The organism is Streptomyces sp. NPDC045956, from assembly GCF_056430705.1.
Window position 1 is genome coordinate 76,606 of record NZ_JBWKKZ010000004.1, and the last position, 21,334, is coordinate 97,939.

Here is a 21,334-nt window from a genome sequence, read left to right on the forward strand (position 1 = left end):
CGATTGCGGAGGACAGGGTGGGGACCACGCAGTTGGAACCGGTACCGGAGCCGAAGTACTGGCATCTCAGGAACCTGCTCGGCCAGGCCCTGGACACGGAGTTCTCGGTGGGCGAGGTGCTGCCCAACGAGCGCGACCTCGCCGCCCGCTTCGGCGTGGCCCGCGCCACGCTCCGCCAGGCCCTGGAGCAACTCGAACTGGAGGGCAGGCTCCAGCGTCGACGCGGCGTCGGCACGACCGTCGCCCCGCCGCGCGTCGGCGTGGCCGTCGGCACCCGGCGGCACGACTGGCCCGGAGCGGCCGACGACGTCTGGCAGCCCGCCGACTGCGTCCTCGCCGCACCGCCCGCGGCCGTCGCCGACGCCCTGGGCACCGGACGGGACGAGCCGGTGCACACCGTGCGCCGTTCCCGCGGGACGCACGGCCTGCCCGTCGCGGCCGAGCTGCTCTACATCGCGCCGTCCTCGGTGCCCGACCTCACCGCCATCGACGCGCCCTCCGGCGCCGCACGCGCCCGTGCCGTGCTGCGCGAGTTGCAGCGCGGCGAACTGGACGGGCAGGAGAGCGCCGTGGAACTGGGATCGGCCGGCGCCGACGACGCCAAGGAGCTGGACCGGCTGCCGGGAGCGCCCGTCCTCGTGGTCACCACCCGCTATCTCACCGAGGGCCGCACCGCCGCGCTCTCCGTCGCCACCTACCGCGCGGACACCTGCCGGCTGACCTTCGGGGACTCCGGCGACGTCGAGATACACCACGGCCCGCAGACCCAGGCCTGCTGACGCCGGTCCGGGTCGATCCGCCGCCGATCGGGTCCGGCCCGGCCGGTGCCCTCGCCGGCGCACCGGCCCGGGTCAGCGGCGGGCCGTCGCGCCCTCGACGGCGAACAGCTGCTCCTCCACGTGGTCGAGCGCCAGCCGCAGCGAACCCGTGGCCACGGCTGCCTCTCCGAGCAGCGAGAGGGCCACCTTCGGCGGGCGCAGGCAATAACGTGCCAGCTCCTGCCGCAGCGGCTCCAGCACGCCGTCGAGGCCGGCCGCCCAGCCGCCGATGACGACCAGCTCGGGGTCGAGCGCCAGCACCAGCGCCGCCACGTCGTGCACCAGCCGCTGGAGGAAACGCTCGACGGCCGCGCGGGCCCGCGCGTCGCCCTCACGCGCCTCGGCGAACACCCTCGCGACCGCCTGCTCGTCCAGCGGATGCAGCGGCTGGTCCGTCGTGGACAGCAGCGTCTCCGGCGTCACCCCGCGACCCAGCAGGTGCAGCGCGCCGATCTCACCGGCCGCCCCGCCGTACCCCCGGTGCAGCCGCCCGCCGATCAGCGCCCCGGCCCCCGGACTCAGCCCGGCCAGCACGAACACGACGTCGTCGGACTCGGTGGCCACGCCCTTCCAGTGCTCGGCGACGGCCGCCGCGTTCGCGTCGTTCTCGACCAGCACCGGACACTTGAAGGAACGGCTCAGCCGCTCGCCCAGGCGCAGCCCCGTCCACTCGGGGAGCGCGGTGCTCAGCCGCACCGTGCCGTCCGCCTCGACGATCCCCGGCGTGGCGGCGCCCACGGCCCGCAGCGAACCGCGGGCGACCCCGGCCCGGCGCAACAGCTCGGCGACCGCCGTGCGCAGCCGCTCCAGCCGCTCGTCCGCCGAAGCCGTCTCGTCGACTTCCTTGGCCTGCGCGCCGATCACCCGGCCGTCCAGACCGGACAGGAGCGCGGCGACGCGGTGCGGCCCGATCTCCAGACCGAGCAGGTGCCCGGCCTCCGCCCGGAACCGGAAGCGCCGGGCCGGACGGCCCTGCCGCCGGGCCGTGCCCTCGTCGGCGGCCGCCTCGACGACGAGACCGGCCTCGATCAGCCCTTCGACGACACCCTCGACGGTCGGCCGGGACAGGCCCGTCACCCGGGTGATCTCGGTCAGCGTCGCGCAGTCCGTGGCACGCAACGCGTGCAGCACCACAGCGGAGTTGATCCTCCGCAGCAGCGACGGATCCCCGCCGGTCAGCCCTCCCAACGTCCGTCCTCCCAGCTCGTGCGCGTGTTGGCCGGATCGTACTCGGCCCGGTCCACCCCGGCGAGTGCCGGTCCGTGAGGTCATCACGGGCGGGTTGCCTCAGCCGGGCGCGACGAACCCCGACTCGTACGCCGTGATCACCGCCTGGGTGCGGTCCCGCGCACCCAGCTTGGCCAGTACCGCGCTCACGTGCGACTTCACCGTCTCCGTGCCGACGACCAGCCGGGCGGCGATCTCCGCGTTCGACAACCCGCGCGCCATCAGCCGCAGCACCTCGCCCTCCCGCTCGGTGAGCTGAGCGCGCGTCAGCTCCGCGCGGGCAGCGCGGTCGCCGCCGGCGTCGCCGTACTCGGCGGCGAGCTGCCGCACCGAGGCCGGGAACAGCAGCGACTCGCCCTCGGCGATCAGTCGTACCGCGTGCACGATCTCGGCGGGCCGGGCCCGCTTCAGCAGGAACCCGTCGGCGCCGGCGCGCAGCGCCTCGTAGACGTACTCGTCGTTCTCGAAGGTCGTCACCACGAGGATCTTCGGCGGGTCGGCCACCGTCCGCAGCAGCGCGCGGGTGGCCCCGATACCGTCCAGCAGCGGCATCCGGACGTCCATGGCCACCACGTCCGGCCGCACCTGCCGCACCAGCGGGATGACCGCCGCCCCGTCGGCCGCCTCCCCGACCACCTCGATGTCCGGCTGCGCCTCCAGCACGGCCCGCAGACCCGCGCGTACGAGGGGTTCGTCGTCGACGAGGAGCACTCTGACCGGCATTCGCCCAGCGTAGATCAGCCGGTCGGCAGCTCGACCCGCACCCGCCAGTCGCCGTCGCCGTCCGGTCCCGTGTGCGCGTGCCCGCCCAGCAGCGCGGCCCGCTCGCCGATACCGCGCAGCCCGCTGCCGCGCGGGGACGCGGCCCTGTCGTCCGGCAGGGGATTGCGCACCTCCAGCGTCAGGGCCCCGCCCGTCACCGCCACACTGACCCGCGCCGGCACCGCGCCCGCGTGCCGCAGCACATTGGTCAGCGCCTCCTGGAGGATGCGGTAGCCCTCCCGGGAGACGGGACCCGGCAGGGTCTCCACCGGCCCCGTGACCTGGGAGTCGATCGTCGCCCCGGAGGCGCGGGCGGACTCCAGCAGACGGTCGGCGTCGGCGAGCGTCGGTCTGGCGCTCAGCGGCCGCTCCGTCTCCCGCAGCACGCCGAGCACCCGCTCCAGATCCTCCAGCGCGGCCCGGCCGGTCTCCTCGATCGCGGTCAGGGCCCGGTCGGTGAACTCGGGACGGTTCGCCGTGCGGGCGGCCCCCGCCTGCACGACGGCGACGGTCAGGGCGTGGCCTATGGAGTCGTGCAGCTCGCGGGCGATGCGGGTGCGCTCCAGGAGCTGGTCGGTGCGTTCCTCCAGGGCGGCCAGGCGCTCGGTGGCGGAGGGACCGAGCAGCGCGCGGGCCCCCGCCGTCGCCAGGAGGCCGAGGCCGACCACGGCGCCGTACAGGGCGAGGAGGGGGAGCGGCGCGAGGAGGGCGTAGGCCCAGTGCGACGCGGCGTCCCGCAGCACCGGGATGTCGTCGACGCGGTGCCCCGCGGCGAGCCGGACCAGTTCCACGGTGAGGATCGGCAGCCAGACGCAGGCGCCCGCGGTCAACAGACCCAGGAGCAGGCGCCCTTCCAGCCACACCACCGTCCGCAGCCGGTCACGCCAGGTCGCCGAAGGGGCCACCGAGAAGCCCTCGTCGTCCTGTCCGGGGGTGAGGAGCCACCGGGCCTGCACGCCTTCGCCGGTGCGCACCGCCGGAACGAGACCCACCGGAAGCAACAGGGCCGCCGGCACCCACATGGCGGTGTCGTCGATGAGCGCCCACACGCTCACGACCAGCATCGGCACCCACAGGTACACGAGCCGTGTGTAAGTAGCCCCCCGGACCAGCGGGTGCAGAAAGCGGACCATTCCCTCATCGTGCCAGCCGCCACTGACACCCGGCTCCCCCGCACGGGGGAGACGGACTCCACCACCGGGGGAGGACCCGCCCCCGCGCTGACCGGCACGCTGATGCCATGACCAGCATCCACGTCCAGAACCTCACCAAGGAGTACGGCACCCGACGAGCCGTCGACGACCTCACCTTCACCGTCCGCCCCGGCCGCGTCACCGGCTTCCTCGGCCCCAACGGCGCCGGGAAGTCCACCACCATGCGCCTGGTCCTCGGCCTCGACCGCCCGGCCTCCGGCACCGCGACCGTCGGCGGACGCCCCTACGCCGCTCTCGACGAGCCGCTGCGGCACGTGGGCGCCCTCCTCGACGCGGACGCCGCCCACGGCTCCCGCACCGGCCGGGACCACCTGCGGGTCCTCGCGGCGAGCAACCGCCTTCCCGTGCGCCGGGTCGACGAGGTGCTGGAGGAGACCGGCATCGCCTCGGTGGCCCGCCGCCGGGTGAAGACGTACTCCCTGGGGATGCGCCAGCGGCTCGGCATCGCCGCCGCGCTGCTGGGCGATCCCGGGGTGGTGATGCTGGACGAACCCTCGAACGGTCTGGACCCGGAGGGCATCATCTGGATCCGCGAGCTGCTGCGCCGCCTCGCGGGCGAGGGGCGTACGGTCCTGGTCTCCAGTCACCTGATGAACGAGACCGCGTCCTTCGCCGACCACCTGGTCGTCCTCGGGCGGGGCCGACTGCTCGCCGACACCCCGATGCGGGAGTTCATCGACGCGCGTGTGCAGCCCGGCGTCCGGGTCCGGACCTCGGACGCCACCGCGCTCCACGCCGCCCTCGCCCGGCACGGGCACGAGGCGTCGGCAGGCCCCGACGGGTACTGGACCGTGCCGCACGCACGCGTGGACGACATCGGCCGCGTCATGTCCGCCGCCGGCATCCCGATCCTCGAACTGAGCCCGGCGGAAGGCACCTTGGAACAGGCCTACCTCGACCTGACGGCCACCGAGACCGAGTTCACCGCACAGCCCCAGGAGGCCTGACCGTGCACTTCGTACCCGTACTCCGCTCCGAGGCGCTCAAGGTGCGCACCCTGCGCTCGTTGTGCGGCACGCTGCTGGCCGTGTTCGCCTGCACCACCGCCTTCTCCGCGCTGGCGGGGGTCTCCGAGACCTCGGACCCGGAGTTCGACCCGCTGTTCACGGCCCTGTCCGGGGTCATGCCCGGCCAGATCGCCGCCGTCGCCTTCGGCGCCATGGCCGTCTCCTCCGAGTACCAGCGCAACGGGATCCGGCTCTCCCTGGCGGCGGTGCCGCGGCGCGGGCGGTGGTTCGCGGCGAAGCTCGTCGTCGTCGCCGTACCGGTCCTCGCGGTGGGGCTGCTCACCGCGTTCGCCGCCCTCGTCGCGGCCCGGGTGGGGCTCGGTCCGGCGGCGGACGGGCTCACCGCGGGCGAACAGGCGCGCGGAGTGGTGGGCTGCGGTGTCTACCTCATGCTGATGGCCCTGCTCGCGGCCGGCCTCACCGCCCTGTTCCGCAGCGGCGTGGCCACCCTGTCCACCCTGATCCCGTTCATCCTGATCGTCTCCTTCGTGATCGGGGACGCCGCGGGCGGTGTCACCGACTTCCTGCCGGACAAGGCCGGCCAGGTCGTCCTGTACGAGACGCACGACGGAACTCCGGGCCCCTGGGCGGGACTCGCGGTGACGGCGCTGTGGACCGCGGCGGCCCTCCTCGCGGGAGCCTGGCGGCTGCGCGGCCGGGACGCCTGACGCCGCCCGTGACTGACGCCCCGCCAATTGTCAGTGGCGGCCGGTTTACTGGACGGCATGGACATCGCCCGGCACATCGCCCTCGTCGACGAGCTGTGCTTCCGGCCCTTCCCGGCGGAGCACGGCCGGTCGGACGGGGGCACGGCGGGGCCCGGCCACTTCACGGCGGTGCTGGAGAGCAGCCACGGCCTGCCCGACGGCGACCCGGCGGAGCGGGCGGTGACGGTGGAGCAGTTCGAGAAGGACCGGGACGCGCTGTACGAGCGCCTCAGCCTCCGTTGGGGGGAGACGGACCCCTGGAACCTGCTGACGGTCCTGCTGCGGAGCGAGCGCGAGGAGATACCCGAGCCGTGGGCGGAGCTGAGCGCCCTCGCCCGCGTCGCCCACCTCTGGGAGGTGGCGGGCACCGGGCGCTGGGTCGCGGTCGCCGTCGCCGACCGGGACGAGGCGGACGAGGTGCGGCTGCTGGCCGTCGTCACGCGGGAGGCACCCCCGTGATCCCGGACTACTCCTCCGCCTCCGCCACGACCCGCAGCCGCGCGAACTCCTCTGCCATCGTCTGGGCCGTCCAGTGCGCGTTGAGCCCGCTGGGATTGGGCAGCACCCATACCCGGGTGTCCCCGAAGGTCCTGGTCTGCGGGCCCACCTGCGCCTTGCGGTCGTCGAAGGCCGCGCGGTAGGCGGTCACTCCGACGACGGCCAGCCAGCGCGGCCGCAACCGCGCCACCTTCAGCGCCAGCAGCCGACCGCCCTCCCGGTACTCCTCGGCCGTCAGCTCGTCCGCCCGCGCGCTGGCCCGCGCGACGACGTTCGTGATGCCGAGCCCGTACGACGGCAGCAGGCCCTGCTCCGACGGCTTCAGCAGCCGGGGTGTGAACCCGGACAGATGCAGCACCGGCCAGAAGCGGTTGCCGGGGCGGGCGAAGTGGTGGCCCGTGACGGCCGTCATCAGACCGGGGTTGATCCCGCAGAACAGCACGCGGAGGCCGTCCGCGACGACGTCCGGTACGAGACGGTCGCGGGCGGCCTCCAGTTCGGCGCGGGTGAAGCGCGTCAGAGGATCGCTCCGGGGGTGTAGCCCGCGGCGGCCGGGTGCTGCTTGACGATCTCCTCGATGCGGCCGACGACGACGCCGACCTGGTCGGCCGCGGCGCCGGTGAAGGAGAGCTTGTCGGCCATCAGCGCGTCCAGCGCGGCGCGGTCCAGCGGGATGCGCTCGTCGGCGGCCAGCTTGTCGAGCAGCTCGTTGCGCTCCGCGCCCTGCTCGCGCATGGCCAGGGCGGAGGCGACGGCGTTCTCCTTGATCGCCTCGTGCGCGACCTCGCGGCCGACACCGGCCCGCACCGCGCCCATCAGGACCTTGGTGGTGGCCAGGAAGGGCAGGTAGCGGTCCAGCTCCCGGGCGACGACGGCCGGGAAGGCACCGAACTCGTCGAGCACGGTCAGGAAGGTCTCCAGCAGTCCGTCCAGCGCGAAGAACGCGTCGGGGAGCGCCACCCGGCGCACCACCGAGCAGGACACGTCGCCCTCGTTCCACTGGTCGCCGGCCAGCTCGCCGGTCATCGAGGCGTAGCCGCGCAGGATCACCATCAGGCCGTTGACGCGCTCGCAGGAGCGGGTGTTCATCTTGTGCGGCATCGCCGAGGAGCCGACCTGGCCGGGCTTGAAACCCTCGGTGACCAGCTCGTGCCCGGCCATCAGCCGCACGGTCTTCGCCAGCGAGGAGGGCGCCGCGGCCAGCTGGACCAGCGTGGTGACGACCTCGTAGTCCAGCGAACGCGGGTAGACCTGACCGACCGAGGTGAAGGCCTGGGAGAAACCGAGGTGCGTCGCGATCCGCTGCTCCAGATCGGCGAGCTTGCCCGCGTCGCCGCCGAGCAGGTCCAGCATGTCCTGGGCGGTGCCCACCGGGCCCTTGATGCCGCGCAGCGGGTACCGGCCGAGCAGCTCCTCCACCCGGCCGTACGCCACGAGCAGCTCGTCGGCGGCGGTGGCGAAACGCTTGCCCAGCGTCGTGGCCTGCGCGGCGACGTTGTGGGAGCGGCCGGCCATGACCAGCTCGGCGTACTCGCCGGACAGCTTGCCCAGCCGGGCCAGGACGGCCACCGAGCGGTCGCGGATCAGCTCCAGCGAGAGCCGGATCTGGAGCTGCTCGACGTTCTCCGTCAGGTCGCGGGAGGTCATGCCCTTGTGCACGTGCTCGTGCCCGGCGAGGTCGTTGAACTCCTCGATCCGCGCCTTCACGTCGTGCCGCGTGACCTTCTCGCGCTCGGCGATCGAGGCGAGGTCCACCTGGTCGAGGACGCGTTCGTAGTCGGCGAGCGCGGCGTCCGGCACCTCGATGCCGAGGTCCTTCTGGGCCCGCAGCACGGCGAGCCAGAGCTGCCGCTCGAGCTTCACCTTCTGCTCGGGCGACCAGAGCGTGGCGAGCTCGGCGGAGGCGTAGCGTCCGGCGAGGACGTTCGGGATGCGGGGCTTGGCGGGAGCGGAAGTCACGTGTACGGATTCTACTGGCGATTCGTGCAGGCCAGCGCCGCGGGGTTGTTCGTCGGAAGCTACGAAGGCCGTCCGGGCGGGTGCGGAGCGGGCCCGCGCGGGGTCATGCCAGGTCCTCGTAGGGCAGCAGCTCCGGGCGCTTGGCCGGCAGGCCGTCGCCGGAGGACCGGCCGGTCAGCCTGCGGCCTATCCAGGGCAGCAGGTGCTGCCGGGCGAACCGCACGTCCGCCGTCCGCCGCATGATCCAGCCCGGCGGCGGCGTCTCGGGCACCGGCGCGTGCCAGTCGGGGTCCTCCGGCTCGTAGCCGAGGGACTGCCACACCGCCTCCGCCACCCGGCGGTGCCCGTCGGCGGTCAGGTGCAGCCGGTCCACGTCCCACAGCCGCGGGTCGGCCAGCGACCGGGCCCCGTACAGGTCGACGACGACGGCGTCGTGCTCCGCGGCCAGGTCGTCGATGATCGCGAACAGCGCCTCCATGCGCGGCCGGAACCGGTCCAGCACCGGCCCCTGCCGACCCGGGCTGCGCATCAGCACCAGCTGCTTGCAGTGCGGGGCCAGCCCTTCCACGGCCTGCGTCAGCAGGTCCCGCACCCGGGCCATGTCGCACTTGGGCCGCAGGGTGTCGTTGAGCCCGCCGACCAGCGTGATCACGTCGGCGCCCATGGCCGCCGCGACGTCGACCTGCTCGTCGACGATCTGTCCGATCAGCTTCCCGCGCACCGCGAGGTTCGCGTACCGGAAACCGGGGGAGCGGGCGGCCATCCGCGCCGCGAGGATGTCGGCCCAGCCCCGGTAGGAGCCGTCCGGCAGCAGGTCCGACATGCCCTCGGTGAAGGAGTCGCCGACGGCGACGAGGCTGGTGTGGGTGGGGTTCGTCTGCATGGCGACAGAAATGGTAGCCCCTGCACATACCCGCCGGTCGGTCGGCCTCCGTGCTGTCGCCCTTCCGTTCAGGTCCGCTGCCCGAACAGTTCCCGCAGCACGTCCTCCATGGTCACCAACCCGGCCAGCCGTCCGTCGGACCCGAGCACCGCGGCCAGGTGCGTCCGGCTGCGCCGCATGGCGGTGAGCACGTCGTCCAGCGGCGTGCTCTCCCGCACCCGTGCGATGGGCCGCATCTCCGGCAGCCGGAAGGGCAGGTCCCGCGGCGAGGCGTCCAGGGCGTCCTTCACGTGCAGGTAGCCGACGATCCGCCGCCCGTCGTCCACCACCGGGAACCGGGAGAAGCCGGACCGGGCCGACAGCCGCTCCAACTGCTCCGGGGTGATGCCCACGCGCGCGTGGACGACCTTCTCCAGGGGCAGCACCACGTCCCGCACCGGCCGCCGGCCCAGCTCCAGAGCGTCGTGCAGCCGCTCCTGGGCCCGGTCGTCGATCAGCCCGGCCTCACTGGCGTCCTTCACGATCTCGGCCAGTTCCGCGTCCGTGAAGGTCGCCGACACCTCGTCCTTGGCCTCGACCCTGAGCAGTTTGAGCAGGGCGTTCGCGAAGGCGTTGACGGTGAAGATCACCGGACGCAGCGCCCGGGACAGCGCCACCAGGGGCGGTCCGAGCAGCAGCGCGCTGCGCACCGGTTCGGCCAGGGCGATGTTCTTGGGCACCATCTCGCCGAGCAGCATGTGCAGGTACGTCGCCAGCGACAGGGCGATCGCGAAGGAGACCGCGTGCCCCACGCCCGACGGCAGGCCCACGGCGTGGAACAGCGGCTCCAGCAGGTGCGCGATCGCCGGTTCCGCGACGACGCCGAGGACCAGCGTGCACAGGGTGATGCCGAGCTGGGCCGCCGCCATCAGCGCCGACACGTGCTCCAGCCCCCACAGCACGCTCTTCGCCCGCCGGTCCCCCTCCTCGGCGTAGGGCTCCACCTGGCTGCGCCGCACCGAGATCAACGCGAACTCGGCGCCCACGAAGAACGCGTTGACGACGAGCGTCGCCAGACCGATCAGCAGTTGTACGGCGGTCATCGTGCGGCCTCCCCGTCCTCGCCGGTCGCGGATGCCGTGTCGAGCGGCGCGTGCAGCAGCACCCGGGCGGCCCGGCGTCCCGTGGCGTCCACGACCTCCAGTCCCCAGCCGGCGACCTCCACCGCGTCCCCCACGGCGGGGATGCGTCCCAGCTCGGCCGCGACCAGCCCGGCGACCGTCTCGTACGGCCCGTCGGGCACCCGGAGCCCCAGACGCGCCAGCCGGTCGACGCGCGCCGCGCCGTCGGCCCAGTACAGGGCGTGACCACGCTCGTCGGTACCGGCCGGGTCCAGTTCGGGCGTCTCGTGCGGATCGTGCTCGTCGCGCACCTCGCCGACGACCTCCTCGACGATGTCCTCCAGCGTGGCCACGCCCGCGGTCCCGCCGTACTCGTCGATCACCACGGCCATCGTGCGCCGGCCCGAGAGCCGGTCCAGCAGCCGGTCGACCGTCAGCGACTCGGGGACGAGCAGCGGCTCGCGCATGAGGTCGGCGACCGGGATGGCGGGCCGCTGCTCGGCGGGCACGGCGAGGACGTCCTTGACGTGGGCGGTCCCCACCACGGCGTCGAGGGTCTCCCGGTAGACGGGGAACCGGGACAGCCCCGTCGCCCGCGTCGCGTTCGCCACGTCCTCGCAGGTCGCGCGGGAGTCGAGGGCGATGACCTGCACACGCGGGGTCATCACGTTCCCCGCCGTCAGGTCGGCCAGGTTCAGCGTGCGCACGAACAGTTCGGCGGTGTCCGCCTCCAGTGCCCCCGCCTTGGCCGAGTGCCGGGCGAGCGCCGCCAGCTCCTGGGGGCCGCGCGCGGACGCCAGCTCCTCGGCGGGCTCCACGCCGAAGCGGCGGACGATCCGGTTGGCGGTGTTGTTCAGATGCGTGATGAAGGGCCGGAAGGCCGCGCTGAACCAGCGCTGCGGGCCTCCCACCCGCCTGGCGACGGCCAGCGGTGAGGAGATCGCCCAGTTCTTCGGCACCAGCTCGCCGACGATCATCAGGACGAGCGTCGACAGCGCGGTGCCCAGTACCAGCGCCAGTGACGAGGCCGCGGAGCCCGACATGCCCGCGCTCTCCAGCGGGCCGGAGATCAGCGCGGCCACGGAGGGCTCGGCGAGCATGCCCACCACGAGGTTGGTGACGGTGATGCCGAGCTGGGCCCCGGAGAGCTGGAAGGTCAGGTTCCGCACGGCCTTCAGCGCGCTCGCGGCACCCCGCTCCCCGCGCTCCGCGGCCCGCTCCAGTTCGCCGCGCTCGACCGTGGTCAGCGAGAACTCCGCCGCGACGAAGGCGCCGCAGGCCAGCGAGAGCAGGATCGCCACCAGCAGCAGGAGCACTTCGGTCATCGGGTCACCTCGCACCCATGATCGGCCAGGACGTGCCGGTGTGCGCGATGTCGTGCGCCGGTGGAGGCACCGAAGGACGGACCGGAGGAGGCGCCGGGGGAGAAGCCGGGCGGGACACCTGGGCAGGCGCCGGCGGGGGAGCCGCGTGGGCCGCCGGCGGAGGTGCCGGGTGGGACGCCTGGGCAGGCGCCGGGGAACTCGCCGAAGAGGACTCGCTCATGCGCCGGTGGTCACAGCCTTTCAGTCGGTCAGGGGCTTCACCCAGCGTCGCCACTGCTCCTCGGGCGCGTACCCGGCCGCCCGCCAGGCATGCTGGGCCCGCTCGTTGCGCCGCAGCACCATCGCGTCGCCGCGTCGCCCGCCGAGCCGTACGAAGCGCTCCTCCGCGGCCGTCAGCAGCGCGGAGCCGATGCCCCGGCGCCGGTGGTCCGGGTGGACCGCCAACCGGTACAGATGGCAGCGCCAGCCGTCGAAGCCCGCGATCACCGTGCCCACCAGCTCACCGCCGCGCTCGGCCAGGATCAGGGCCTCGGGGTCGCGGGCGACCAGCCGTTCCACGCCCTCCCGGTCGTCGCTGATGCTCGTCCCCTCGGCGGCGATCTTCCAGAAGGCCAGCACGACGTCCAGGTCCCCGGGCCCGGCGGCCCGCATCCGCAGATCGCTCATGATCAGATCCCACCACGCGTGTCGGGCGGTGTCGCGGGAATTCCGGCATGCGGACCGTCGGACATCAACTCGGCTCAGGGACAGTGGTCTCGATGCCATGGAGAGTCGGACGTCCGGGTGGGACGGCCACCCGGACGTCGAGCGGAGTCCGCTCTTGCCCCTGCTAGCGCTTCGGCGCCAGCTTCGAGGTATGGCGAAGACCCGGAAGGCCCAGCTGAACGTGCGGGTGGACGAGGGCACCGCCCGTGCGGCCCGCGAACGCGCGCTGGCCCGGGGAGTGAGCGTCAACCGCTACATCGAGGACCTGGTCCGGCAGGACACCGGCGAGGCGGGCCGCGCCTTCGTGGACGCGGCCGCCGACTTCATGCGGCGGTACGAGACGGTGTTCGCCGAAGAGGTCGGCGAGGGGCAGGCGCGCGGCTGAGCCGTCGCGCGACTTCGATGGACGACCTCAGGATCGACCTCGCCTGGCTGCTGATGCTCGCCGAACAGCGCACCCCGGGAGACCCCCGGGTCACCGACTGGGGAGCACTGGTCGCGGCCGTCGCCCGCCACCGGGCCGAGATATTCGACACCCCCGTCTACGACGGCCCGCACGCCCGTGCCGCCGCGCTGCTCCAGTTGCTGATCCACGTCCCCGCACTGGAGCGTTCCAACGCCCTGTTCGCCTCCGCGGTGGCCTACGCCTACCTGGTCGCCAGCGGGATCGAGGTCGTCACCACCCCCGAACGGGTGCGGGACCTCGCCCTGCTGGTCAAGAGCGGTGAGGCGTCCGTCGACGAGATCGCGGGAGAGCTGCGCGGGTGGGGCGGGTGACTACGTCCCGGCCCCGGGCGGCCGCCAGGCCGTGCCCAGCACGCAGTACGAGGTCGGCAGGGCCGGCCCGTTCTCCGGCATCATCACCCGCCGGTACGGGCCCAGCGCGAAGCCGGCCTCGCGCAGGGCGGCGACCGGCTCACGGGACAGGTGGCAGCCGCCGCTCAGCGGTGGCCACAGCGTCCGGTCCAGTGCCCGCTGGGTGAGCGTCATCACCCGGCCGCCACCCCGGCCGTGTTCGAAGAAGCGCAGCTCACCGCCCGGACGCAGGACCCGCCCCAGTTCCGCGAGGGCCCGGGGCACGTCGCGGACGCTGCACAGCACCAGCGAGACGACGGCCGCGTCGAAGGCCTCGCTCTTCACCGGCAGCGCCTCGGCCGCGCCCGGCGCCACGTCGACCGGCACCTGCGAGCGCAGCGCGGCCTCCACGGCCAGCTGTCGCAGCCGGCGCTCCGGTTCGATGGCGACGACCTCCGAGACGGTGCCCGGGTAGTGGGAGAAGTTCAGTCCGTTGCCCGCGCCGATCTCGATCACCCGGCCGGACAGTCCGGCGAGCAGCCGCTCGCGCACGCGCCCCATGCCCATCCGGCTCTCGGCACCCACACTGCACCTGGCGTAGCAGCGGGCGAACAGCGGGTGGTGCACGGAGTCCCGCGGCACCCCGCGGGGACGGGCGGATCGCAGCGGCATGGGACCTCCTTCACGAGGTGGTGCCTCACCCCGATTCTCCCCCTCACGGCCTCCGCGTACCCACCGCGCCGGCGGCGCGTTCCGCCCGGGGCACCGTCCGCGGGGCGCCGGAGGGGTACGCCGGCGCATCCGCGTGCGACGGCACGGGCGGGGCGAGCGGACGCCGTCCGGGCCACCCCGTCCGGCCCGTCCCGGCCCGTCCGGGCCACCCCGCCCCCCCCCGGCCGTCGGACCGTGCCGCGCGCCGCCGCCGCGGTCAGGGCGCCTGCCGTGCCCGGAACGCGTCCGCGTCCCACGTCCCTTCCAGCCGGGGCGCCAGCCAGCGGGGCGCCGACGACCGGAAGTCGCCCGGTGGGAGGGACGCCGCCCCGGAGGGCACGGCACCGAGCAGGGGGGCGCCGGCCACGTCGGGCAGATCCGCGAGGTTGCAGCGCGAGGCGAGGTCCGGGGCACCGGGCCAGCTGCCGATCACCACGCCGGGCAGCTCCAGCCCCCGGGTCCGCAGCTCACGTGCCGTCAGCTCCGTGGTGTTGAGCGTGCCCAGGCCCGCCGACGCCACCAGCAGCACGGGCGCCCCCAGCAGCGCGGCGACGTCGGCCAGCGTCCCGCCCGCGGCGTCGAAGCGTACGAGCAGTCCGCCCGCGCCCTCCACCAGCACCAGGTCGTGCTCGGTGGCCAGCTTGGCCGCCGCCTCCGCCACCTCCGCCGGACGCACCGGCGCCCGGCCCGCCCGGCGCGCGGCCGTACCCGGCGCCAGCGGGTCGGGGAAGCGGGCGACTTCGGCCGTCGTCACCTCGCCCGCGAGCCGCGCCACCTCCTGGGCGTCCCCGGGTTCGTCCGGCCGGACGCCGGTCTGCGCGGCCTTCAGCACGGCCACCGAGCGGCCGGCCGCCACCGACGCCGCGGCCACGGCGGCGGTCACGACCGTCTTGCCGACCTCCGTGCCCGTGCCCGTGATCACCAGTACCGGCATGTCATCCCTCCCGCGCCGCCGCACACACCGCGCGGGCGATCCGTGCCACGTCCGCGTCGCCCGTGACGTACGGCGGCATCGTGTAGACCAGGTCGCGGAACGGGCGCAGCCACACGCCCTCCCGCACGGCGGCCCGCGTCGCCGCCGCCATGTCGACGTCGTGGTCCAGCTGCACCACGCCGATCGCGCCGAGCACCCGCACGTCGCGCACGCCCGGCAGACCGGCGGCGGGCGCGAGACCCTCCCGCAGGCCGGCCTCGATCCGCTTGACCTCCCCGAGCCAGTCCTGGCCGAGCAGCAGCCCGATCGACGCGCACGCCACGGCCGCCGCCAGCGGATTGCCCATGAACGTCGGCCCGTGGGCCAGCACCGGCACCTCGCCCCGGGAGATGCCCTCGGCCACCCGCGCCGTGCACAGCGTCGCCGCCATCGTCAGGTAGCCGCCGGTCAGCGCCTTGCCGACGCACATCACGTCCGGCACCACCGCCGCGTGCTCCGCCGCGAACAACGCGCCCGTGCGCCCGAACCCGGTCGCGATCTCGTCGAACACCAGCAGCACGCCGTACGCGTCGCACGCCTCCCGCAGCACGCGCAGATAGGCGGGGGAGTGGAACCGCATCCCGCCCGCGCCCTGCACCACCGGCTCCACGATCACCGCGGCCAGCTCGTCGGCGTGCCGCTCGATCACGGACCGCAGGTGATCGGCGTACGTCTCCTCGTACTCCACCGGGGGCGCGTCCGCGAAGACCTGACGCTGCAACACCCCCGTCCACAGGTCGTGCATCCCGCCCTCGGGGTCGCACACCGACATGGGCTGCCAGGTGTCGCCGTGGTAGCCGCCGCGCCAGGTCAGCAGGCGGCGCTTGGCGGGGCGGCCCAGCGAGCGCCAGTACTGAAGGCACATCTTGACCGCGACCTCGACCGAGACCGACCCGGAGTCGGCGAGGAAGACGTGCTCCAGCCCCTCCGGCGACATGTCGACAAGGAGCTTCGCCAGTCGCACGGCGGGCTCGTGGGTGAGCCCGCCGAACATCACATGGCTCATCCGCCCCAGTTGCTCGCGCGCGGCCTCGTTCAGCACCGGGTGGTTGTACCCGTGGATCGCCGACCACCAGGACGACATCCCGTCGACCAGTTCGGCCGAGCCGTCGGCCGGCCGCAGCCGCACCCCGCTCGCCGACTCCACGACGAGCGGGTCCTGCCGGCCGGGCATGGGGCCGTACGGGTGCCAGACGTGCCGACGGTCGAGCGTCAGCAACTCGTCCACGGTCAGCTCGGGCTCAGGCATTGGGCGCGAGGTCCGTTCCGGCACCACGGCGGCGTACGGCGACCAGGTCGGTACGGATCTCACCGGCCCCCGCCCCTCCGGCGGGCACGGCCGAGCCGTGGTCCGCCCCGGCCGGTACGGAGCCGCAGACACCGCCCCCCTCGTGGGGGCCGCAGCCGTCGCCTTCGTGGGATCCGCACCCGCCGCCACCCTCGTGCGACCCGCACCCGCCGCCCGCCGTGGCCCGGTGCTCGGGCAGGGTCACCTCGCCCGCGCCCTCCACCTCGAACCCGGCGTCCGAGATCATCTCCAGGTCGGTCCGGCCCGCCTGCCCCTCACTGGTGAGGTAGTCGCCCAGGAAGATGGAGTTGGCCAGGTGCAGGGCGAGCGGCTGCATCGTGCGCAGATGGACCTCGCGGCCGCCCGCGATGCGCACCTCGACGTCCGGGCAGACGAACCGCGTCATCGCGAGGATGCGCAGGCACCGCTGCGGGGTGAGGTGCCACTCCTTCGCCAGCGGCGTGCCCTCCATCGGGATGAGGAAGTTGACGGGCACCGAGTCCGGGTCCAGCTCACGCAGCGAGAAGACCACGTCGACCAGGTCCTCGTCGCTCTCGCCCATGCCCGCGATCAGTCCCGAGCAGGCGGAGAGTCCCGCCGCGTGCGCCTTGCGCACCGTGTCCACCCGGTCGGCGTACGTGTGCGTGGTCGTGATGTCCCCGTACGTCGCCTCGGAGGTGTTGAGGTTGTGGTTGTAGGCGTCGGCGCCCGCCTCGCGCAGCCGCTCCGCCTGGCCGTCCGAGAGCAGACCCAGACAGGCGCACACCTCGACGGCCTCGTTCTGCTCCTTGATGGCCTTGATGGTGTCCGAGACCCGGTCCACGTCCCGGTCGGTCGGGCCGCGTCCGCTGGCCACCAGGCACACCCGCTTGGCGCCGCCGGCCAGGCCCGCCGCCGCGGCGCGGGAGGCCTGGTCGGGCTTGAGCCACGTGTACTTGAGGATCTCGGCCTTGGAGCCGAGCCGCTGCGAGCAGTAGGAGCAGTCCTCGGGGCACAGGCCCGACTTGAGGTTGACGAGGTAGTTGAGCTTCACCCGTCGGCCGAACCAGTGACGGCGCACCTTGCCGGCCGCGGCCACCACATCGAGCAGGTCGTCGTCGGAAGTGGCGAGGACGGCGAGCGCCTCCTCGCGGGTCGGCGTCTCGCGCCGAAGCCCCTTGTCCACCAGCGTGTTCAGCAGGTCCATGAGAGCCGATCCTGTCCTAAGGGGCCGTCCGGGGCCAAGGAGACTTCGCACAACACTGCCAGTTCGACGTGTGGGTATTGCCACACCTCGCGGGGGTGGCGGTGCCGCTATCGTCTGTCCACTGCCTACAAATCCTCTGGAGGACCGATCCATGGCGTTCGGCTGGATCGACGAGCAGGCCCGGGCGCGTCGCGAGGCGGGTCTGGTACGCATTCTGCGCCCCCGCCCGGCCGACCCGGCAGCGCTGGACCTGGCGAGCAACGACTACCTCGGACTGGCCCGGCACCCGGAGGTCACCGAGGGGGCGGCCCGGGCCGCGCGGACGTGGGGCGCCGGCGCCACCGGCTCGCGCCTGGTGACCGGCACGACCGAGCTGCACGCCGAGCTGGAACACGAACTGGCCGCCTTCTGCGGTTTCGAGGCGGCGCTCGTCTTCTCCTCCGGCTACGCGGCCAACCTCGCCGCGGTCACCGCGCTGGCACCGCACGGCTCCCTCGTCGTCTCCGACGCGGGCAACCACGCCTCGCTGATCGACGGCTGCCGGCTGGCCCGCGGCGCGACCCAGGTGACGGCGCACGCCGACCCGGACGCCGTGCGCAAGGCGCTGGCGACCCACGAGGGCCCCGCCCTCGCCGTGTCCGACACCGTCTTCTCGGTCGACGGCGACGCCGCGCCGCTGGCCGGGCTCGCGCAGGCGTGCCGGGAGCACGGCGCCGGGCTGGTCGTCGACGACGCCCACGGCCTCGGCGTCCTCGGCGAGGGCGGCCGGGGAGCCGCGTACGAGGCGGGCCTCGCGGGCGCGGACGACGTCGTCGTGACGGTGACGCTGTCCAAGTCGCTGGGCAGCCAGGGCGGCGCCGTGCTCGGACCCGCCCCGGTGATCGAGCACCTGGTCAACGCGGCCCGGACCTTCATCTTCGACACCGGCCTCGCCCCCGCGGCGGCGGGCGGGGCCCTCGCGGCCCTCGAACTGCTGCGGCGCGAACCCGAACGGGCGGCGCGCGCACGGGCGGTGGCGGGCGAACTGCACGCTCGCCTGACCGCCATGGGCCTGTCCGCGGTGCGTCCGGACGCCGCGGTCGTGTCGGTGCGCGCGCCCTCCCCGGAGGGAGCCGTCCGGTGGGCGGCCGACTGCCGTTCGGCCGGCCTGTCCGTGGGGTGCTTCCGGCCTCCTTCCGTACCCGACGGCATCTCACGGCTCAGGCTGACCGCTCGGGCGGACCTCTCCGCGGAACAGGTGGAGCGGGCGGTACGGGTGATCGGCGCAACGCGGCCATGAGTCGGCGTGGCACGGCCGTGCTCCGCACGATGCGACCCGGGTTCAGCGGTGGTGGACCGCGCCCGTGAACGACGCCCAGCTCTCGGGGGAGAAGAGCAGCGCGGGTCCGGCCGGGTCCTTGGAGTCGCGCACGGCGAGCAGTCCGGCCCATGGGCCGGCCGACGGCCGTGCCGTCTCCACGCAGTTGTTCGCTCCGGTGCTGTAGCTGCTGCGCAGCCACGGCAGGTCGGGCAGATGGGTTCCGGCCGGGATGCTCCGGCGGAGTGGGGACGGGGTGCCTGGCATGGTGCCTCCTTACGCGCCTGCCGCGGTCGCGGCGATGAAGTCCAACGATTCCTGGGGCGAAAGGGCATGGAGCAGAAGGGCGTTGAAGGCCTCGGTGTAGGCCTCCAGGTCTTCTTTCCGTTCGAGATGCAGGCTACTCGTCAAGTGGTCGAGAACAACCACGTCCAGATCAGAAGTGCTCGAAAAAGAGAAGATTACGAAAGGGCCGGTGACACCGATGTGCGCCCCGGCGGCGAACGGCAGGACCCGGAGCCGGACATGGGGGAGGCGCGCGGCCTCGACCAGGCGTGCCAGTTGCCGTTCCATGACCCCGGGGCCGCCCACCTCCCGGCGGAGCACCGCCTCGTCCAGGACCGCGCTCAGCTCCAGCGGCGGCTGGCTCCGCAGCACGTCCTGTCGGGCCAGCCGGACCTTCACCAGCGTGTCCAGCCGTTCCTGGGGCAGCCCGTCCGCCGCGGCGCGTGTCACCGCGCGGGCGTACTCGGGTGTCTGGAGCAGCCCCGGCACCACCGTGGTCTCCAGGGTGCGCATCGCGCTGGCCTGGGACTCCAGGCTGATGAAGTCGCGGTAGGCCGGTGGCAGCACCCCGCGGTAGGCGTGCCACCAGTGGTGCCGGCCGCCCGCGTCGTCGGAGCCCGCCAGGACCTCCAGCAGCTCCCGGAGCCGGGAGTCGTCGACACCGTAGGCGTCGAGGAGTAACCGCACGTCGGCCGGTTTCGCCCCGCTGGTCCCGGTCTCGATGCGGCTGACCTTCGACTGGTGCCAGCCCACCAACCGGGCCGCCTCACCGCTGGTGATCCCCGCCGACGTGCGCAGGGCGCGCAGTTCGGCGCCCAGCTTCCGACGGCGCACCACGGGACCGTGTTGCATGGGCCACTCCCCCTTACTCCTTACGGGCCGCCCAAATCCGCTCTGCCGTCGCAGAGTTCACCGCTTCGAGCGACAGATATATGCATATCTTGGTGGATCGCCGCCCTTCACGGGCCTGGTGGTGGCAGTCTGGCGGCGAAGCACCAGTCCGGGACCGTACTCGAACCGTCCGCTCCGTGTCCGGTTGCGGTCCCGTGGGAAAGGGACGACGTCGCCATGGCAGACCATCTGGAAGCCTCCGTCACTCTGCCGAGCGATCCCGCCTCGGTGGCCGCCGCGCGTACCTATGTGGTCGGGACCCTGACCGAGTGGGGCCTGCCGACGGACGCGGATCTCTCCGACACCGTCCGGCTCATCGTCTCCGAACTGGCGACCAACGCGGTCCAGCACACGTTCGGACAGTCGCCCACCTTCACGGTGGACCTCGCGCTCGACCGCGACGAGCGGCTGCGCATCGGCGTCACCGACAGCCATCCGCGCTTCCCCAAGCGCCTGCCCGCCGCGGTGCAGCAGGACAACGGCCGGGGCATGGTGATCATCCGCTGGCTCACGGCGGAGGGCGGGGGCAGGCTGAGGGTGCGGCCCACCCGCGAGGGCGGCAAGACCGTCTCCATCGAGTTGCCCTGGACGCCGCCGGGCCGCCCGGTGGCCACCGAACCGGCCGCGGTGGTCGGGCGGACGCCGGGAGAGCCGGAGCGCTCGCGCTGAGCCGCCTCCGGTGCGCACGACGCCGGTGCCGCGCAACCCGGCGGGGTGACGGCGGAACAGGCGCCGTCACCCCGCGCGGGCGGCCTACTTGACCCGGCCGTACCAGACGCTGCTCGTCCAGATCTTCTGCAGGCGCACCACGTCACCGGTCTTCGGAGCGTGCCAGATCTTGTTCTTCCCGGCGTAGATGCCGACGTGGTAGACGCTGCGGCCCGAGTGGAAGAACACCAGATCCCCGGCCCTGCGGCTCTTCGAGGAGATGTGCCGGGTCTTGTTGTACTGCTGGGCCGCGGTGCGCGGAAGCTTCTTGCCGACCTTCTTGAACGAGTACAGCGTCAGGCCGGAGCAGTCGAACCTGCCCGGTCCCACGGCGCCGTATTTGTAGGGCGCACCTTTCTTCGAGGCCGCGATCTTGAGGGCCTTCGTCGCGTGGCTCGCCGCGGCGGCCTCGGAGGCGACGCCGGGGACCACCACGGAACCGCCGACGGCGGCGAGGGTGAGAGCCGAGGCCGTACCGGCACGGGCCATCAGTGACGGGACACGATTGAGCGCAGACATGCGCAACCCTTCGTCAGCCGCCTGTGAAGGATGACCTGTCGGATTCGGGCTGGCGAAGTTGCCCGGCCGCACGGGTGCGGCTTCACCCCAAGGGCTGCTCGGTCCGGTGCCTGATTCGCGCAGGCGACCGTTCCGGCGACCCGTCGTGCTCGGGTCCTCCACTCCTGCCGATCCACTCCTGTCGACCGGTCGTCCGGGCGGCGGCAGGATTCGGCGTCCGCCCGGACCGCCCCGCCGCTGCGGCGGGGGCTTGTCGTCAGTCACGGATCTTGTCTCGCCCCGTGGGAAAATCCCAACGGAACGTGGCTTTTGTGTTGTTACTCACCACTCACCCGTTCGGGTGGACGCAGCGCGTTCGAGTCGCGCGGGGTTGCGACGGCGGGGCCGGGACCAGCGGCGGAGTGGCTCGTTCCGCCGCTCGGGCAGCCGCGTTCCGCAACTGCGGGGAGCCGGAAATTGCCGGTGTTCCTACGCCG

At 73.5% G+C, this 21,334-nt stretch carries 24 protein-coding genes; 8 read left to right on the plus strand and 16 right to left on the minus strand.

Annotated elements, in window-relative coordinates:
- The first annotated feature begins 17 nt into the window (after positions 1-17).
- Positions 18-779: a GntR family transcriptional regulator gene (locus AC07FV_RS12480; protein ID WP_479086770.1), complete on the plus strand. Its 762-nt coding sequence runs from the start codon at positions 18-20 to the stop codon at positions 777-779.
- A 72-nt stretch (positions 780-851) separates the two neighbouring features.
- Here AC07FV_RS12480 and AC07FV_RS12485 read toward each other — a convergent pair whose 3' ends face one another.
- The 3 genes from AC07FV_RS12485 to AC07FV_RS12495 form a co-directional block, all read right to left on the minus strand.
- Positions 852-2,006 carry an ROK family transcriptional regulator gene (locus AC07FV_RS12485; RefSeq protein ID WP_479086772.1) on the minus strand — a complete coding sequence of 385 codons (1,155 nt, stop codon included), beginning with the start codon at positions 2,004-2,006 and terminating at the stop codon, positions 852-854.
- A gap of 99 nt (positions 2,007-2,105) precedes the next feature.
- The gene (locus AC07FV_RS12490) at positions 2,106-2,768 is read right to left on the minus strand and encodes a response regulator transcription factor (RefSeq protein ID WP_479086774.1); all 663 of its coding nucleotides are present in this window, start codon (positions 2,766-2,768) and stop codon (positions 2,106-2,108) included.
- 14 nt (positions 2,769-2,782) lie between these two features.
- Positions 2,783-3,940 (minus strand): sensor histidine kinase, encoded by a 1,158-nt coding sequence (locus tag AC07FV_RS12495; protein WP_479086775.1) that lies wholly within the window; start codon positions 3,938-3,940, stop codon positions 2,783-2,785.
- 107 nt (positions 3,941-4,047) lie between these two features.
- Here AC07FV_RS12495 and AC07FV_RS12500 point away from each other — a divergent pair, with 107 nt between their 5' ends.
- From AC07FV_RS12500 to AC07FV_RS12510, 3 genes are read left to right on the plus strand one after another with little or no spacing between them, the layout of a single operon-like run.
- Positions 4,048-4,968, plus strand: coding sequence for an ABC transporter ATP-binding protein (locus tag AC07FV_RS12500; protein WP_479086777.1), 921 nt, complete (start codon positions 4,048-4,050; stop codon positions 4,966-4,968).
- 2 nt (positions 4,969-4,970) lie between these two features.
- Complete coding sequence (locus AC07FV_RS12505) at positions 4,971-5,696, plus strand: ABC transporter permease (protein ID WP_479086779.1); 726 nt, start codon at positions 4,971-4,973, stop codon at positions 5,694-5,696.
- Between the two features lie 57 nt (positions 5,697-5,753).
- Positions 5,754-6,194 (plus strand): hypothetical protein, encoded by a 441-nt coding sequence (locus AC07FV_RS12510; protein ID WP_479086780.1) that lies wholly within the window; start codon positions 5,754-5,756, stop codon positions 6,192-6,194.
- A 7-nt stretch (positions 6,195-6,201) separates the two neighbouring features.
- On the opposite strand, the gene mug is transcribed toward AC07FV_RS12510, so the two are convergent.
- The 6 genes from mug to AC07FV_RS12540 form a co-directional block, all read right to left on the minus strand.
- Positions 6,202-6,753, minus strand: coding sequence for a G/U mismatch-specific DNA glycosylase (mug, locus tag AC07FV_RS12515; RefSeq protein ID WP_479087355.1), 552 nt, complete (start codon positions 6,751-6,753; stop codon positions 6,202-6,204).
- Positions 6,750-8,192 (minus strand): adenylosuccinate lyase, encoded by a 1,443-nt coding sequence (gene purB / locus AC07FV_RS12520; RefSeq protein WP_384690877.1) that lies wholly within the window; start codon positions 8,190-8,192, stop codon positions 6,750-6,752. The genes mug and purB overlap by 4 nt, the downstream gene beginning before the upstream one ends.
- 103 nt (positions 8,193-8,295) lie before the next feature.
- Positions 8,296-9,075: an SGNH/GDSL hydrolase family protein gene (locus AC07FV_RS12525; protein WP_383637255.1), complete on the minus strand. Its 780-nt coding sequence runs from the start codon at positions 9,073-9,075 to the stop codon at positions 8,296-8,298.
- Positions 9,076-9,143: 68 nt separating this feature from the next.
- On the minus strand, positions 9,144-10,157 hold the full coding sequence (locus tag AC07FV_RS12530; protein WP_479086782.1) for a hemolysin family protein: 1,014 nt from the start codon (positions 10,155-10,157) through the stop codon (positions 9,144-9,146).
- Complete coding sequence (locus AC07FV_RS12535; protein ID WP_479086784.1) at positions 10,154-11,500, minus strand: hemolysin family protein; 1,347 nt, start codon at positions 11,498-11,500, stop codon at positions 10,154-10,156. Before AC07FV_RS12535 ends, AC07FV_RS12530 begins: the two co-directional genes overlap by 4 nt.
- A gap of 240 nt (positions 11,501-11,740) precedes the next feature.
- Entirely contained in the window at positions 11,741-12,166 is a 426-nt protein-coding gene (locus AC07FV_RS12540) for a GNAT family N-acetyltransferase (protein ID WP_479086786.1), read from the minus strand.
- 190 nt (positions 12,167-12,356) lie between these two features.
- On the opposite strand from AC07FV_RS12540, the gene AC07FV_RS12545 reads away from it, so the two are divergent.
- Positions 12,357-12,590, plus strand: a complete 234-nt coding sequence (locus tag AC07FV_RS12545) for a toxin-antitoxin system HicB family antitoxin (protein WP_479086788.1) — start codon at positions 12,357-12,359, stop codon at positions 12,588-12,590.
- Between the two features lie 17 nt (positions 12,591-12,607).
- Positions 12,608-12,982, plus strand: coding sequence for a fic family toxin-antitoxin system, toxin component (locus AC07FV_RS12550; protein WP_479086790.1), 375 nt, complete (start codon positions 12,608-12,610; stop codon positions 12,980-12,982).
- On the opposite strand, the gene AC07FV_RS12555 is transcribed toward AC07FV_RS12550, so the two are convergent.
- The 4 genes from AC07FV_RS12555 to bioB form a co-directional block, all read right to left on the minus strand.
- The gene (locus AC07FV_RS12555) at positions 12,983-13,672 is read right to left on the minus strand and encodes a class I SAM-dependent methyltransferase (protein ID WP_479086792.1); all 690 of its coding nucleotides are present in this window, start codon (positions 13,670-13,672) and stop codon (positions 12,983-12,985) included.
- Between the two features lie 256 nt (positions 13,673-13,928).
- Entirely contained in the window at positions 13,929-14,645 is a 717-nt protein-coding gene (bioD, locus tag AC07FV_RS12560) for a dethiobiotin synthase (protein ID WP_479086793.1), read from the minus strand.
- A gap of 1 nt (position 14,646) precedes the next feature.
- A complete protein-coding gene (locus AC07FV_RS12565) occupies positions 14,647-15,933 on the minus strand; it encodes an adenosylmethionine--8-amino-7-oxononanoate transaminase (protein WP_479086795.1) in 1,287 nt (428 codons plus the stop codon).
- Positions 15,926-17,158, minus strand: coding sequence for a biotin synthase BioB (gene bioB / locus AC07FV_RS12570; protein ID WP_479086797.1), 1,233 nt, complete (start codon positions 17,156-17,158; stop codon positions 15,926-15,928). Before bioB ends, AC07FV_RS12565 begins: the two co-directional genes overlap by 8 nt.
- A gap of 151 nt (positions 17,159-17,309) precedes the next feature.
- Between bioB and AC07FV_RS12575 the strand changes: the two genes are divergently transcribed.
- Positions 17,310-18,437 (plus strand): 8-amino-7-oxononanoate synthase, encoded by a 1,128-nt coding sequence (locus tag AC07FV_RS12575; RefSeq protein ID WP_479086799.1) that lies wholly within the window; start codon positions 17,310-17,312, stop codon positions 18,435-18,437.
- Positions 18,438-18,479: 42 nt separating this feature from the next.
- On the opposite strand, the gene AC07FV_RS12580 is transcribed toward AC07FV_RS12575, so the two are convergent.
- On the minus strand, positions 18,480-18,722 hold the full coding sequence (locus tag AC07FV_RS12580; RefSeq protein WP_479086801.1) for a DUF397 domain-containing protein: 243 nt from the start codon (positions 18,720-18,722) through the stop codon (positions 18,480-18,482).
- A gap of 9 nt (positions 18,723-18,731) precedes the next feature.
- Positions 18,732-19,592, minus strand: a complete 861-nt coding sequence (locus tag AC07FV_RS12585) for a helix-turn-helix domain-containing protein (protein WP_479086803.1) — start codon at positions 19,590-19,592, stop codon at positions 18,732-18,734.
- 216 nt (positions 19,593-19,808) lie between these two features.
- On the opposite strand from AC07FV_RS12585, the gene AC07FV_RS12590 reads away from it, so the two are divergent.
- Positions 19,809-20,300, plus strand: coding sequence for an ATP-binding protein (locus AC07FV_RS12590; protein ID WP_479086805.1), 492 nt, complete (start codon positions 19,809-19,811; stop codon positions 20,298-20,300).
- An 84-nt stretch (positions 20,301-20,384) separates the two neighbouring features.
- On the opposite strand, the gene AC07FV_RS12595 is transcribed toward AC07FV_RS12590, so the two are convergent.
- Entirely contained in the window at positions 20,385-20,858 is a 474-nt protein-coding gene (locus AC07FV_RS12595) for a C40 family peptidase (RefSeq protein WP_479086807.1), read from the minus strand.
- Positions 20,859-21,334 lie beyond the last annotated feature (476 nt).

Excerpts from the sequence above, each read along its gene's own strand:
- bioB (WP_479086797.1), bottom strand. The coding sequence starts at position 17,158 with ATGGACCTGCTGAACACGCTGGTGGACAAGGGGCTTCGGCGCGAGACG.
- AC07FV_RS12535 (WP_479086784.1), bottom strand. The coding sequence starts at position 11,500 with ATGACCGAAGTGCTCCTGCTGCTGGTGGCGATCCTGCTCTCGCTGGCC.
- AC07FV_RS12510 (WP_479086780.1), top strand. The coding sequence starts at position 5,754 with ATGGACATCGCCCGGCACATCGCCCTCGTCGACGAGCTGTGCTTCCGG.
- AC07FV_RS12540 (WP_479086786.1), bottom strand. The coding sequence starts at position 12,166 with ATGAGCGATCTGCGGATGCGGGCCGCCGGGCCCGGGGACCTGGACGTC.
- AC07FV_RS12525 (WP_383637255.1), bottom strand. The coding sequence starts at position 9,075 with ATGCAGACGAACCCCACCCACACCAGCCTCGTCGCCGTCGGCGACTCC.
- AC07FV_RS12545 (WP_479086788.1), top strand. The coding sequence starts at position 12,357 with ATGGCGAAGACCCGGAAGGCCCAGCTGAACGTGCGGGTGGACGAGGGC.
- AC07FV_RS12500 (WP_479086777.1), top strand. The coding sequence starts at position 4,048 with ATGACCAGCATCCACGTCCAGAACCTCACCAAGGAGTACGGCACCCGA.
- AC07FV_RS12575 (WP_479086799.1), top strand. The coding sequence starts at position 17,310 with ATGGCGTTCGGCTGGATCGACGAGCAGGCCCGGGCGCGTCGCGAGGCG.
- AC07FV_RS12555 (WP_479086792.1), bottom strand. The coding sequence starts at position 13,672 with ATGCCGCTGCGATCCGCCCGTCCCCGCGGGGTGCCGCGGGACTCCGTG.
- AC07FV_RS12495 (WP_479086775.1), bottom strand. The coding sequence starts at position 3,940 with ATGGTCCGCTTTCTGCACCCGCTGGTCCGGGGGGCTACTTACACACGG.
- AC07FV_RS12585 (WP_479086803.1), bottom strand. The coding sequence starts at position 19,592 with ATGCAACACGGTCCCGTGGTGCGCCGTCGGAAGCTGGGCGCCGAACTG.
- AC07FV_RS12490 (WP_479086774.1), bottom strand. The coding sequence starts at position 2,768 with ATGCCGGTCAGAGTGCTCCTCGTCGACGACGAACCCCTCGTACGCGCG.
- AC07FV_RS12595 (WP_479086807.1), bottom strand. The coding sequence starts at position 20,858 with ATGTCTGCGCTCAATCGTGTCCCGTCACTGATGGCCCGTGCCGGTACG.
- AC07FV_RS12550 (WP_479086790.1), top strand. The coding sequence starts at position 12,608 with ATGGACGACCTCAGGATCGACCTCGCCTGGCTGCTGATGCTCGCCGAA.
- AC07FV_RS12580 (WP_479086801.1), bottom strand. The coding sequence starts at position 18,722 with ATGCCAGGCACCCCGTCCCCACTCCGCCGGAGCATCCCGGCCGGAACC.
- AC07FV_RS12590 (WP_479086805.1), top strand. The coding sequence starts at position 19,809 with ATGGCAGACCATCTGGAAGCCTCCGTCACTCTGCCGAGCGATCCCGCC.
- AC07FV_RS12565 (WP_479086795.1), bottom strand. The coding sequence starts at position 15,933 with ATGCCTGAGCCCGAGCTGACCGTGGACGAGTTGCTGACGCTCGACCGT.
- AC07FV_RS12530 (WP_479086782.1), bottom strand. The coding sequence starts at position 10,157 with ATGACCGCCGTACAACTGCTGATCGGTCTGGCGACGCTCGTCGTCAAC.
- bioD (WP_479086793.1), bottom strand. The coding sequence starts at position 14,645 with ATGCCGGTACTGGTGATCACGGGCACGGGCACGGAGGTCGGCAAGACG.